This window comes from Streptomyces caeruleatus, assembly GCF_001514235.1.
Classification (GTDB): domain Bacteria; phylum Actinomycetota; class Actinomycetes; order Streptomycetales; family Streptomycetaceae; genus Streptomyces; species Streptomyces caeruleatus.
In genome coordinates, this window is the sequence record NZ_KQ948934.1 from 78,275 (window position 1) to 91,140 (window position 12,866).

Genomic DNA, 12,866 nt, shown 5'->3' on the forward strand with positions numbered 1-12,866 from the left:
TCTTACTGGTTGGTGCAGGTGGACAGGGCGGCCGGGGCCCCGGGTGCCGGGTCCAGCCAGGGCAGGTCGTGCCCCATCCGGTCGCGCTTGGTGCGCAGGTACGTCAGGTTGTGCTCGCCCGCCTGTACGGGCATCGGCTCCCGCTCGGTGACCTTGAGTCCGTGGCCGGTGAGCGCGTCGGTCTTGTCGGGGTTGTTGGTCAGCAGGCGCACGCTGTGCACGCCGAGGTCGACCAGGATCCGCGCGCCGGCGCCGTAGTCGCGGGCGTCGGCGGGCAGGCCGAGTTCGAGGTTGGCGTCGAGGGTGTCGCGGCCGCGCTCCTGGAGTTCGTAGGCGCGCAGCTTGGACATCAGGCCGATGCCCCGGCCCTCGTGTCCGCGCAGGTAGACGACGACTCCGCGGCCCTCGTCCTGGATGCGCTCCAGGGCCGCCTCCAGCTGGGGGCCGCAGTCGCAGCGCAGGGAGTGGAAGACGTCGCCGGTGAGGCATTCGGAGTGGACGCGGACGACGACGTCCTCGCCGTCGCCGATCTCGCCGTGCACGAGGGCGACGTGCTCGACGCCGTCGACGGTGGAGCGGTAGCCGTACGCCGTGAAGGCGCCGTGGGCGGTGGGCAGGTGGACCTCGGCCTCGCGGCGGACGGCCGGGCGGTCCGGCAGGCGCTGCTCGACGAGGGCGGGGCGCTGCTCGGCCGCGGCGGGCGCCTGCCGGGCCGGCTCCGGGTGTTCGGCGGCGCGGCGGTAGGCGATCAGGTCCTCGATGGAGATGATCGTCAGGCCGTGCTTGCGGGCGAACGGGATCAGCTCGGGCAGCCGCAGCATCTCGCCGTCCTCGCCGGCGATCTCGACGATGGCGCCGGCCGGGCGCAGCCCCGCGAGCCGGGCGAGGTCGACGGCGGCCTCGGTGTGGCCGTTGCGGACGAGGACGCCGCCGGGCCGGGCGCGCAGCGGGAAGATGTGGCCGGGGCGGACGAGGTCCGACGGCTCGGCCTTGCCGCTCGCGAGCAGCTGGAGCGTGGTCGCGCGGTCGGAGGCCGAGATACCGGTGGTCACACCGTGCGCGGCGGAGGCGTCCACGGAGACGGTGAAGGCGGTCTTCATCGACTCGGTGTTGTCCGCGACCATCTGCGGGAGTTCGAGGCGCTCCAGCTCCTCGGGCTCCATGGGCGCGCAGATCAGGCCGCGGCACTCGCTCATCATGAAGGCGACGATCTCGGGCGTCGCGTGCTCGGCGGCGACGACGAGGTCACCCTCGTTCTCGCGGTCCTCGTCGTCGACGACCACGATCGGGCGGCCGGCCGCGATGTCGGCGATGGCCTGCTCGATCGGGTCGAGCCGGAGGTCCTCGACGTCTTCGGTGCGGTACAGGATCGGTGCCGTGGTCATGCCGGCGCTCCTTCCAGGACGGGCCGCGCGGTCTTGCGGGAGCGCAGCCACCAGTCGCGCATGCCCCACAGGACGAGTGCGCCGTAGATGACGTAGACGAAGCCGGAGAAGGCGTAGCCGTTGGCGAAGTTGAGGGGGACGCCGACCAGGTCGACGAGGAGCCAGGCGAACCAGAACTCGACCATGCCGCGTGCCTGGGCGTACATGGCGACGACGGTGCCGACGAAGATGTAGGCGTCGGGCCAGGGGTCCCAGGACAGGGTCGGGTACGCCTTGAAGAGCAGCGCGACCGCGACGGTGCCGGCGGCGGCCGCCGCGACCATCGTGCCGCGCTCGCGCCAGGTGGCGAACCGCACGCTGATGTGGCCGTCCTCGCCCTGGCCCTTGCCGCGCTGCCACTGCCACCAGCCGTAGAGGGCGACGACCATGACGACGGCCTGCTTGCCCGCGCTGCCGGTGAGGTGGCCGAAGAAGGCGCCGAAGAGGATCAGGCCGGCCAGGAACTGCACGGGCCAGGTCCATATGGAGCGCCGCCAGCCGAGGGCGAGGGCGGCGAGGCCGAAGAGGTTGCCGATCATGTCCGACCAGAGGATGTGCTGGCCGAAGAGGGTGAATGCCTCGGAGTTCAGCGAGTTCACTTGGCCGTCGCCCCTTCGGAGGAGAGCCGGTCGCCCAGCATCCGCTCGACGTACTTGGCGATGACGTCGACCTCGAGGTTGACCGGGTCGCCGGGCTGCTTCAGGCCGAGCGTGGTCAGGTCGAGGGTGGTGGGGATGAGGCTGACGGTGAAGTAGTCGGGGCCGGCGTCGACGACGGTGAGGCTGATGCCGTCGACGGTGATGGAGCCCTTCTCGACGACGTACCGGGAGAGGTCCGCGGGGAGCGAGATCTTGATGATCTCCCAGTTCTCGGAGGGCTTGCGTTCCAGCACCTCGCCGGTGCCGTCGACGTGTCCCTGCACGATGTGCCCGCCGAGGCGCGCGCCCACGGCGGTGGGGCGCTCCAGGTTGACGCGGGAGCCGACGGCGAGAACGCCCAGGCTGGAGCGGTTCAGGGTCTCGGCCATGACGTCGGCGGTGAACTCGTCGCCCTCGTGTTCGACGACGGTGAGGCAGACCCCGTTGACGGCGATGGAGTCGCCGTGCTTCGCGCCTTCGGTGACGACGGGGCCGCGCAGTCGGAAGCGACAGGCGTCGTCGAGGCTCTCGACAGCCGTGACGTGGCCCAGCTCTTCGACGATTCCGGTGAACACTTCCCGGGTCCTCCTGCCGCATAGGGGCACGGACTCCGGGGCTGTCGATGACGACAGAATGTACGAGCAGGGACACCGAGGGCGACGCCGAACAGAGCTCGCCGCGGAGGGCGAACCAATACGGCGGCGCGCACGAATGCCCGCCCGCCGCGCACTGCCTCCCATCCGGACTTTAACCGTCGGTCCAGGAATTTCACCTGGTCAACCGGCCGCTGGAGGCGACCGGGTCGCGGACTGTAACCGCCGGTTCGGACTTTCACCGACCCCGGAGTGCGCTGCTTCTGGTACAGGGCCAGTGTGCCACGCCCGGTCCAGGTCCATGCGGGTGAATGTTGTGGAGTGGCTCACAGGCCACCCGCCTCAAACCCCCTCCCAGGATTGGTCCATACCTATTGACGCACTGGTCTAGTCCTCTCTAGGGTCTGCGCAACTTCCGTGGAGAGGAACCGACTTGCTGTCCCTTTCACGCCACCGGGCGAGACCCGCCGTGCTCGCCGCCCTCGGCACCATCGCCGGCCTGGTGCTCGCCGGTCTCCCGGCGACCGTCTCGCACGCCGCCGACCAGGAGTCCTGTCGCCCCGACGGTCTCTACCGGACGCCGGGCGTCGACGTCCCGTACTGCTCGGTCTACGACGGCGCCGGCCGGGAGAAGATGGGCGCCGACCACCAGCGCCGGGTGATCGGCTACTTCACCGGCTGGCGCACCGGCAAGGACGGCACGCCCGCCTACCTCGCCCCGGACATCCCCTGGGACAAGGTCACCCACCTCAACTACGCCTTCGCGCACATCGACGGCGGCAACGAGATCTCCGTCGGCACCGACGGCGCGACGAACCCGGCGACGGGAATGACCTGGCCGGGGGTGAGCGGCGCGGAGACGGACCCGGAATTCCCCTACAAGGGCCATTTCAATCTGCTGAACAAATTCAAGAAGCAGCACCCGGACGTCAAGACGCTGATCTCGGTGGGCGGTTGGGCCGAGACCGGCGGATATTTCGACGACAGCGGCACGCGCGTGAACTCGGGCGGCTTCTACTCGATGGCCACGAACGCCGACGGTTCGGTCAACCAGTCCGGCATCGACACGTTCGCGGATTCCGCGGTCGCGTTCATCAGGAAGTACGGCTTCAACGGCGTCGACATCGACTACGAGTACCCGACGTCCATGAAGGACGCCGGGCACCCGCTGGACTGGCCCCTGTCCAACGCCCGCAGGTCCGGCCTGGTCAAGGGCTACGCGGCCCTGATGAAGACGCTGCGCGAGAAGCTCGACCGCGCGGGCTCGGCGGACGGCAGGCACTATCTGCTCTCGGTCGCCGCGCCCTCCTCCGGATATCTGCTGCGCGGCATGGAGACCTTCCAGGTCCAGAAGTACCTGGACTACGTCAACATCATGTCGTACGACCTGCACGGCGCCTGGAACGAGTACGTCGGTCCGAACGCCTCCCTCTACGACGACGGGAAGGACGCCGAACTCGCCGCTGCGGGCGTGTATTCCACGTCCCAGTACGGCGGAATCGGCTATCTGAACACGGACTGGGCGTACCACTACTTCCGCGGTTCGATGCCGGCGGGCCGTATCAACATCGGGCTCCCCTACTACACCCGGGGATTCAAGAACGTCACGGGCGGCACGGACGGACTGTGGGGCAAGGCGCCCTCGACGACCTGTCCCGCCGGCTCCGGGCTGACCAAGTGCGGTGACGGAGCCGTCGGGATCGACGACCTCTGGCACGACCTCGACACCGCCGGCAAGGAGTCGCCGGCGGGTTCGAACCCGATGTGGCACGCCAAGAACCTGGAGAAGGGCGTCGTCGGGGACTACGTCACGCAGTACGGCTTCCCGGCCGGGACCCGGCTGACCGGTACGTACGCCCGCAAGTACGACTCGACCCTGGTGGCGCCCTGGCTGTGGAACGCGGAGAAGAAGGTGTTCCTGTCCACCGAGGACGAGCAGTCGGTGAACGCCAAGGCCGACTATGTCGTCGACCAGGGCATCGGCGGCACGATGGTGTGGGAGCTGGCCGGCGACTACGGCTGGAACGCGGGCAAGGGGCAGTACGAGCCGGGTCCGACGCTGACCTCCGCGATGTACGAGAAGTTCAAGTCGGCGTCCCCGTACGGCGCGAAGCGCTCGACGGTCGATCTGCCGGCCGAGGCGCTGGACATCGGCGTCGACTTCGGGCAGTTCCCGCTCGGCGACTCCAACTACCCCATCAGCCCCAAGCTGAGGATCACCAATCACTCCACGGCGACGCTGCCCGGCGGCACGGAGTTCCAGTTCGACTACGGCACCTCGGCGCCCGCGAACGCCAAGGACCAGTCGGGCTGGGGGACTTCGGTGATCCGCAGCGACCACACGGGCAGCAACGTCGGCGGGCTGAAGGGTGACCACCACAGGGTGTCGCTGAAGCTGCCGGGCTGGCAGACGCTGGCGCCGGGGGCGTCGGTGGAGCTGGACCTCGTGTACTACCTGCCGGTGTCGACGCCGTCCAACTGGACGGTGGCGTTCGGCGGGAGGACGTACGCGCTGGCCGGGGACCTCGCACGCGGCACGACCGTGGTGGAACCGGGATCGGGAACCCCGACCCCCTCCCCCACCTCTTCCGGTGGAGAGTGCGCGAACCCCGGCTGGAGCGCCACGACGGAGTACGGCGGAGGCAGCACCGTGTCCCGGGCGGGGCACTCGTGGAAGGCCAGGTGGTGGACGAAGGGCGAGGAGCCCGGCACCACAGGTGAGTGGGGTGTGTGGCAGGACCTCGGAGCCTGCTGACCCCGCGCAGTCGGCCCGGCGGCGGTGACGACGGCCCTTGCCCGCCGCCGGGTCTCCCAACGCCCGCGCCCTGCCGTTCTGGCAGGGTGAGGGCATGACCACCGCGACCGCCGACGAGTTCGAGACCCATCGCCCTCGGCTGTTCGGCCTGGCCTATCGCATGCTGGGCTCCGCCGACGAGGCCGAGGACACCGTCCAGGACGCGTATCTGCGGTTCAGCGGCGCCGACCGGGGCGCGATCGAGTACCCGGCGGCCTGGCTCGCCAAGGTCGTCACCAACCTCTGTCTCACCCGGCTGACCTCGGCCAGGGCCCGGCGCGAGCAGTACGTCGGGCCCTGGCTGCCGGAGCCGGTGGTCACCTCGGACGGCGTGCTCGGACCGCTGGAGTCCGCCGAGCAGCGGGATGCCGTGTCCATGGCGATGCTGGTGCTGCTGGAGCGGCTCACGCCGACCGAGCGTGCCGTGTACGTGCTGCGGGAGGCGTTCGCGTACGGCCACCGGGAGATCGCCGAGGCGCTGGAGCTGTCCGAGGCCAACTGCCGGCAGCTGTACCGGCGGGCGGTCCAGCGGGTGGGTGAGGAGCGGGCGCGGTTCGAGCCGTCACCGGGGCGGCAGGAGGAGCTGGTCAGGTCGTTCCTCACGGCGGCCCGCGACGGCGACCTCGGCGGGCTGGAGAAGCTGTTGGCGGCGGACGTCGTCTGGTCGAGCGACGGCGGCGGCAAGGTCTCGGCGGCCCGGCGGCCGATCGAGGGCCGGGACAAGGTGTTCCGTTTCCTGGCGGGTGCGACGCGGACGTTCCTGGCGGGCGTGGACTTCACCGCGGTCGAGATCAACGGCGCGACCGCGCTGGCCGCCTGGGAGGGCGACACGCTGCTCTCGGTGACGACGTTCGACGTGCGGGACGGGCTGGTCGCGCGGGCCTGGGCCGTGGTGAACCCGGACAAGCTGGACTTCGTACGCCGTCAGCTGGCGCGGGCGTAGCGGGCCGGCGGCGAGATCGTCCGCGGCTGTCACATTTCACGCGGGGTACTCGGTCCCAGCTGACGAGGGGCGCTCCGTCCGGGAGTGCCCGGCGTCCGAAGGGGCTGAACAGCATGACCACGATCCTGGTGACCGGCGGCACCGGCACACTGGGCAGGCTCGTCACCGAGCGGTTGCGGGCGGACGGGCACGAGGTGCGGGTGCTCAGCCGGCACGCCCAGCCGTACGCCGTCGACCTGCGCAAGGGTGGTCCTGCCCTCGACGCGGCCATGGAGTCCGTGGACACGGTCGTGCACTGCGCGACCTCGACGGGCGGCGGTGACGAGGAGGCGGCGGCGCGTCTGATCGCGGCGGCGCGCCGGGCCGGCGTACGGCACCTCGTGTACATCTCGATCGTCGGCGTCGACCGGGTGCCGTTCGGCTACTACCGGAGCAAGCTCGCCGTGGAGCGGCTGGTCGAGGAGTCGGGGCTCGGCTGGACCGTGCTGCGCGCGACCCAGTTCCACGATCTGCTGGTGCGGGTGCTCGGCATGCTGGCCAAGTCGCCGGTCATGCTGCTCCCGGCCCGGGTGAAGGACCAGCCGGTCGAGGTGGCGGAGGTCGCGGCCCGTCTCGCCGAACTGGCCCTGGACGACCCGGCCGGACGCGTCGAGGACATGGGCGGCCCCGAGGTGCGGACCTTCGACTCGCTGGCCCGTGCCTACCTCGAGGCCACGGGCCGCAGGCGTGTCGTGCTGCGCGTGCCGCTGCGGGGCAAGGCGTACGACGGCTTCCGCTCGGGCGGTCATCTGGCGCCGGGGCATGCGGTGGGCAAGGGGACGTTCGAGGAGTACCTGGGGCGGCGGTTCGGGGGTGGGCAGCGCGCTTGACCTGGGCTTTCCAGGTCCCCGGGTCACCGGTCCGGCGGCCCGAACAGCTCGTCCTGCGCGGCGTCCCGCGCCGTGAGCAGCGCCCCGCGCAGGACGGCCCCGCCGCCGAGGCCGGTGGGCCGGACCACGGTCGCCAACGGCGACATCCGTCGGATCCGCTCCTCCACCCGCCCGGCGAGCACCGCCCCACCGGCCTGTCCGACCTCCCCGCCGAGCACCACGCAGCCGGGGTCGAGGATGGCGACGACGGAGGCGACGCCCACGGCGAGGCGATCGGCGAAGGCGTCGAGGAAACGGGCCGCGGAGGCGGCGTCGCCGGAAGGTCTCGCGGAGACGGTGGCGCCGCCCGTCTCCCGGACCGCTGCGACGCGGGGCTCGTCTGCCCGGTCGGCAGGGCCCGCCGTGTGCGCCGACCCGCCCCGCTCCGCCGAGCGCCCCTCCCCTACGTCCTCGCCCCCGGTGTTCTCGCCGTCCCCGCCCTGACTGCCCCCGGCCCCCGCCACCAGTCCCACAGCCTCCCTGACGACCCCGGCGGCGGGCGGCTCGTGCGCGGCCGTGCCCTCGGTCGGCAACCCGTACGCCCTCGCCAGGTCCACGATCGCCGCCGACCCCGCCAGGGAGTGGAACCCGCCCTCGCAGTCCACCGCCGACGGAAGTCCCGAGGTGCCCGGTACCGGCAGGAAGCCGATCTCGCCGGTGCCGCCGGAGGCTCCCCGGCGCAAGGAACCGTCGAGGACCACGGCCGCGCCCGTGCCGTGGCCGAGCCAGAGCAGGACGAAGGTGTCGCGGTCGCGGGCGGCTCCGTCGCGCTGTTCGGCGAGGGCGGCGAGGTTGGTCTCGTTCTCGACGCTGACGCGGGCCTCGGGGAGCCGCTCCTGGAGGGTCGCGACCAGGCGGCGGTGCCATTCGGGCAGGCCGGTGGAGTCGCGGAGCTCGCCGCTAGCCGGGTCGATCAGGCCCGGGGCGCCTATCCCCACCGTGTGCAGCCGGTCCGCCCCCGCCTCCTTCGCGACCCGCTCCACGAGCGTGACCGCCTGCTCCACGGCGGGCCCGGTCCCCGTGTCGCCGCCGATCGGTACCGACGCCTCGGCGAGCACGGCTCCGACCAGGTCGGACACCACCACGGAGACGCCTTCGGTACGGACGTCCAGCGCGGCCAGGTGGGCGCGGTCGGCGACGATGCCGTACAGCCTGGCGTTCGGGCCGCGTCGCTGCTCGCCGGCCTCGCCGACGACCGCGATGAGGTCGGCGGCCGTGAGGCGTTCGACGAGGTCGGCGACGGTCGGCCGGGACAGGCCGGTCAGCTGCTTCAACTGCCCTGCCGTCAGCGGGCCCTCCTGCTGGAGCAGTCGCAGGGCGAGCCGGTCGTTGATGGCCCGGGCGGTGCTCGGGGATGCGGGCATGCCGGGATCCTTCCAGATCGGCGGGGCCGTTCGGTGGGCGGCCGGGATATCCCCTATCTATCAGGCAGGGACCCTGATAGTTTACGCCCGGCGTCAACACGGAGTGCGATGCGCACGGAAACGGTCCGTACGGGACGCAGTCCGCACGGGACGCAGTCCGCATGGAGCGAGGACCAGGAGGGGCCGGACAATGGGTGAGGTGGTCTACGACCTGCGCGAGGTGAAGCGCTCCCGGTACGCCGTGGCGGCGGTCTTCGCCGTGCACGGCGCCGTCACCGGCTCGTTCGCGACACGGGTGCCCTGGATCCAGGACCATGCCGGGGTCAGCGCGGGCCAGCTCGGTCTCGCGCTCGCCTTCCCCGCGCTCGGCGCCTCCCTCGCGATGCCGCTGGCGGGCAGCGTCAGCCACCGCTTCGGCGCCCGCAACGCCCTGCGCGGACTGATCGCCCTGTGGACCCTCACACTGGTCCTGCCCTCCCTCGCCCCCAACCTGCCGACCCTGTGCCTGGCGCTGTTCACCTACGGCGCCAGCGCGGGAATGGCGGACGTGGCGATGAACGCGCTGGGCGTCGAGGTCGAGAACCGGCTCGGCCGGTCGATCATGTCCGGACTGCACGGCATGTGGAGCGCGGGCGCCCTGATCGGCTCGGCGGCCGGCACACTCGCGGCCCACCTGGGCTCGGACGCCCGGCTGCACCACGCGCTGGCCGCGGTGACCCTCACCGTCCTCGGCGTCGTGGCCTGCCAGTGGGTGCTCGACCTCCAGCCCGCCGAGGACGAGGAGCCGCCGCCCCGGTTCGCGCTGCCGCCCAGGTCGGCGCTGCTCATCGGCGCGGTCGGGTTCTGCGCGGTCTTCGCGGAGGGCGCGAGCCTGGACTGGTCGGCGGTCTATCTGCGGGAGCAGTTGGAGACCTCGGCCGGACTCGCCGCCGCGTGCACGACCGGCTTCACCCTCACCATGGCGCTCGCCCGGCTCGCCGGGGACAGGATCGTGGACCGCTACGGCGCCGTGCGCACCGTCCGGTTCAGCGGGGTCCTCGCGACGCTCGGCGGCCTGCTGATCGTGCTGTCGGACCAGCCGGCCGTGGCGATGGCCGGGTTCGCGCTGCTGGGTCTGGGCATCGCGGTGGTCGTGCCGCTCTGTTTCGCGGCCGCGGGCCGCAGCAGCAGCAATCCGTCGCTGGCCATCGCGGGCGTCGCGACGATCACGTACACCTCGGGTCTGATCGCCCCGAGCGCGATCGGCGGAATCGCCCAGGCCACCAGTCTGATGGTGTCCTTCTGCCTGGTGACCGTGCTGTCCTTCGGCCTGGTGGTGTTCGCACGCGTCCTGCGCGCCGGCGACCGCGACCGCCCGAAGGTCAGCCGGCCGGAAGCGGCGGTTCCCGACCCGCGGCCCTGAGGCCCTCACGCGGTCGTTCAGCAGGTGCGATCAGCCCTGGTCGGTGCGGTTCTCCACGTACCTGACAATGGTCCGGTCACCCACCCGCACGACGAAAGCGAAACCGCACCATGGATCTCGGCGTCCGCTGGAAACTGCACGGCGACGGACGCACGCCGGCGCCCGGAGCGGTGGTCCGCCCCGACGAACGGCTGTCGTGGCCCCGCACGGTCGGGCTCGGCGCCCAGCATGTGGTGGCCATGTTCGGCGCGTCCTTCGTGGCGCCGGTCCTGATGGGGCTGGACCCCAACCTGGCGATCATGATGTCCGGCGTCGCGACGCTCGTCTTCCTGCTCGCCACGCGCGGCCGGGTGCCCAGCTATCTCGGCTGCTCCCTCTCCTTCGTCGGGGTCGCCGCCGTCATCCGGGCCGACGGCGGTACGAGCGCGACCGTCACCGGCGCGGTCCTCGTCGTCGGCGCCGTGCTGTTCCTGGTCGGTCTCGCCGTGCGGAAGTTCGGCGCGCGGATCATCCACGCCACGATGCCGCCCATCGTCACCGGCGCCGTGGTGATGCTGATCGGCTTCAACCTCGCCCCGGTGACGGCCTCGACGTACTGGCCGCAGGACCAGTGGACGGCACTGCTGGTGATGCTGTTCACCGGGCTCGCTGTGGTCTGTCTGCGCGGGTTCTGGTCCCGTGTCGCGATCTTCCTGGGCCTGGTCTTCGGCTACGGCATCTCCTGGGTCTTCGACCGTGTCTTCGGGAAGATCCACTCGGTCGACGCGAGCGGCAAGCTCACCGACCACTGGCGGCTCGACCTCTCCGGGGTCGCGAAGGCCGACTGGATCGGGCTGCCCGATCTGCACGGCCCGTCCTTCCAGTGGTCGGCGATCCTCGTGGCCCTGCCCGTCGTGATCGCCCTGGTCGCCGAGAACGCCGGGCATGTCAAGGCGGTCGGCGAGATGACCGGCGACAACCTGGACGACAAGCTGGGCACGGCGATCTCCGCGGACGGCGTCGCCTCGATGCTCTCCACGGCGGTGGGCGGCCCGCCCAACACCACGTACTCCGAGAACATCGGCGTGATGGCCGCGACCCGCGTCTACTCGACCGCCGCCTACTGGGCCGCCGCCGGCTTCGCCCTGCTCTTCGGCGTCTGCCCCAAGTTCGGGGCCGTCGTGGCCGCCATCCCGGGCGGCGTCCTCGGCGGCATCACCGTCATCCTGTACGGCATGATCGGCCTGCTCGGCGCGCAGATCTGGCTCAACGCCAAGGTTGACCTGCGCAATCCGCTCAACCTCGTCCCGGCGGCGGCCGGCATCATCATCGGCGTCGGCAACGTCACCATGGAGTTCACCGACACCTTCCAGCTCAGCGGCATCGCGCTGGGCACCCTCGTCGTCATCACCGGCTACCACGCGCTGCGGGCCTTCGCCCCGGCCCACCTCAAGACGCAGCACCCGCTGCTCGACGAGGGCACGTCCTCCTACGACGAGGAGAGCGGCACCGGCGACGGGACTCAGCGCGCCAAGTCGTAGGCGTACGACGCCGTGAAGGTCCCCGGACTCCCCTTGCACCCGTCCGACTCTCCCGGCAGCTTCACCCACAGATAGCCGTCGATCCGCGCCTCGCCGGTACTGAGCGTCGGTGCCCGGCCCAGCTTGCGCCCGGCGGGGTCGCACCACTCCCCGTCGGCCGGGGCGCCGGCGCCGTTGCGGCTGGTGTCGATGACGGCGCCGAGCGAGGCGGGGCCGCCGAGGGCGTCGAGGACCTGTCGGTCGTAGGCGATCTCGGCGGTCGTGGCGTGGAAGTTGGAGACGTTGCTGAAGACGCCGTCGGAGGACGCGGTCGAGGCGGCGCCGGCCTGGCGCAGCCACTCCGCCTGCTTGCCGGGCGCGTGCCAGCCGGAGTGCCCGGCGTCGTAGTAGACGCGGGCCCTGGGGTTCGCCGTCTTGAAGGCGCGGCCGGCGCGGGCCAACGAGGCCAAGCGGTCTGCGCGTTCGGCGGCGGTCAGGCACTCGGACTGGGCGACCGAGTCGGGCTCCAGGATCACGATGACGTCGGAGGAGCCGAGTCCGGCGGCGAACCTGTCGATCCAGGCGTCGTAGGCGTCGAGGCCGGGCGCCCCGCCCTGGGAGTGCCCGCCGCAGTCACGGTCCGGTATCGCGTACGGCACCACCACCGGCACCCGCCCCAGCGCCGAACCTGCCGAAGTGACCGCGCGGACCCGGTCGGTGATGGTGTCCGGTGTGAAGTCGGCGAACCACACGGCGGCCGGCTGGGCGGCGATCCTGGAGGCGATGACCGCGTGGCGCGGGTCGCCGGTATTGCCGCGGACCCACTCCAGGACCTGGGAGTCGGGGTGGCGGTAGAGGCGGGCGGAGACCACGGTCGGCTGTCGGCTCCTGTCGGTCCTGGTCGGGGTGGGCGTGGGGCTCGCGGGGGCGGCCTTCTTCTCCTTCGGGGGCGGTGAAGTCGGCGTGGGAGACGGGGACTTCGTGGCCGACGGGGACGGCGAGGGCACGAGCGGCAGGGAGTCCAGGCTCGGCGAGCGCGTCACCTCGGGCGGCCTGGCCTCGTCCGAGCGCCCTCTGTCGTCGAGCGCGGAGATCATGCCGGTCGCGGTGCCGACGGCGACCACGACGGAGGCCGCCACGACCATGGCCTGGCGCCGGGCCGCCCTCCTGCGCTCGGACCTGCGTGCGGCCAGTCGCTGGGCACGTAAGCCTGGCACCGTCCTGCTCCCCCTCCCCCGACAGCGGGCGCGTTCCCCCGTTCTGGGGAAGCGCCGGGCCCGCCGACACTTGCGCCAGCCTAA

At 71.7% G+C, this 12,866-nt stretch carries 10 protein-coding genes and 1 riboswitch; of the genes, 5 read left to right on the forward strand and 5 right to left on the reverse strand.

The features are described 5' to 3' along the window. Positions 1-2 precede the first annotated feature (2 nt). Genes AQJ67_RS30320 through AQJ67_RS30330 form a run of 3 tightly spaced genes read right to left on the reverse strand, consistent with a single transcriptional unit; the run spans position 3 to position 2,637 of the window. On the reverse strand, positions 3-1,385 hold the full coding sequence (locus AQJ67_RS30320) for a bifunctional 3,4-dihydroxy-2-butanone-4-phosphate synthase/GTP cyclohydrolase II (protein ID WP_062722534.1): 1,383 nt from the start codon (positions 1,383-1,385) through the stop codon (positions 3-5). Next, on the reverse strand, positions 1,382-2,023 hold the full coding sequence (locus AQJ67_RS30325) for a nicotinamide mononucleotide transporter family protein (protein WP_062722535.1): 642 nt from the start codon (positions 2,021-2,023) through the stop codon (positions 1,382-1,384). The genes AQJ67_RS30320 and AQJ67_RS30325 overlap by 4 nt, the downstream gene beginning before the upstream one ends. After that, entirely contained in the window at positions 2,020-2,637 is a 618-nt protein-coding gene (locus tag AQJ67_RS30330) for a riboflavin synthase (protein ID WP_062722536.1), read from the reverse strand. The genes AQJ67_RS30325 and AQJ67_RS30330 overlap by 4 nt, the downstream gene beginning before the upstream one ends. A 147-nt stretch (positions 2,638-2,784) precedes the next feature. Then, positions 2,785-2,915, reverse strand: a riboswitch (FMN riboswitch). A gap of 173 nt (positions 2,916-3,088) precedes the next feature. Here AQJ67_RS30330 and AQJ67_RS30335 point away from each other — a divergent pair. The 3 genes from AQJ67_RS30335 to AQJ67_RS30345 all read left to right on the forward strand — a co-directional run bounded on the left by AQJ67_RS30335 (position 3,089) and on the right by AQJ67_RS30345 (position 7,261). Continuing rightward, the gene (locus AQJ67_RS30335; protein WP_062722537.1) at positions 3,089-5,410 is read left to right on the forward strand and encodes a chitinase C-terminal domain-containing protein; all 2,322 of its coding nucleotides are present in this window, start codon (positions 3,089-3,091) and stop codon (positions 5,408-5,410) included. A 94-nt stretch (positions 5,411-5,504) separates the two neighbouring features. Next, positions 5,505-6,392 (forward strand): RNA polymerase sigma-70 factor, encoded by an 888-nt coding sequence (locus AQJ67_RS30340; RefSeq protein ID WP_062722779.1) that lies wholly within the window; start codon positions 5,505-5,507, stop codon positions 6,390-6,392. 113 nt (positions 6,393-6,505) lie between these two features. Further along, positions 6,506-7,261 (forward strand): SDR family oxidoreductase, encoded by a 756-nt coding sequence (locus tag AQJ67_RS30345; protein ID WP_062722538.1) that lies wholly within the window; start codon positions 6,506-6,508, stop codon positions 7,259-7,261. Between the two features lie 23 nt (positions 7,262-7,284). Here the strand turns inward: AQJ67_RS30345 and AQJ67_RS30350 are convergent, their stop codons facing one another. Further along, complete coding sequence (locus tag AQJ67_RS30350; RefSeq protein WP_062722539.1) at positions 7,285-8,664, reverse strand: ROK family transcriptional regulator; 1,380 nt, start codon at positions 8,662-8,664, stop codon at positions 7,285-7,287. A 190-nt stretch (positions 8,665-8,854) separates the two neighbouring features. On the opposite strand from AQJ67_RS30350, the gene AQJ67_RS30355 reads away from it, so the two are divergent. Together AQJ67_RS30355 and AQJ67_RS30360 are read left to right on the forward strand one after the other, a co-directional pair. Beyond that, positions 8,855-10,066 carry an MFS transporter gene (locus AQJ67_RS30355; RefSeq protein WP_062722540.1) on the forward strand — a complete coding sequence of 404 codons (1,212 nt, stop codon included), beginning with the start codon at positions 8,855-8,857 and terminating at the stop codon, positions 10,064-10,066. Between the two features lie 110 nt (positions 10,067-10,176). Next, on the forward strand, positions 10,177-11,586 hold the full coding sequence (locus tag AQJ67_RS30360; protein WP_062722541.1) for a uracil-xanthine permease family protein: 1,410 nt from the start codon (positions 10,177-10,179) through the stop codon (positions 11,584-11,586). On the opposite strand, the gene AQJ67_RS30365 is transcribed toward AQJ67_RS30360, so the two are convergent. Beyond that, positions 11,568-12,710: a glycoside hydrolase family 6 protein gene (locus AQJ67_RS30365; RefSeq protein WP_062722542.1), complete on the reverse strand. Its 1,143-nt coding sequence runs from the start codon at positions 12,708-12,710 to the stop codon at positions 11,568-11,570. The genes AQJ67_RS30360 and AQJ67_RS30365 overlap by 19 nt on opposite strands. Positions 12,711-12,866: the final 156 nt, after the last annotated feature.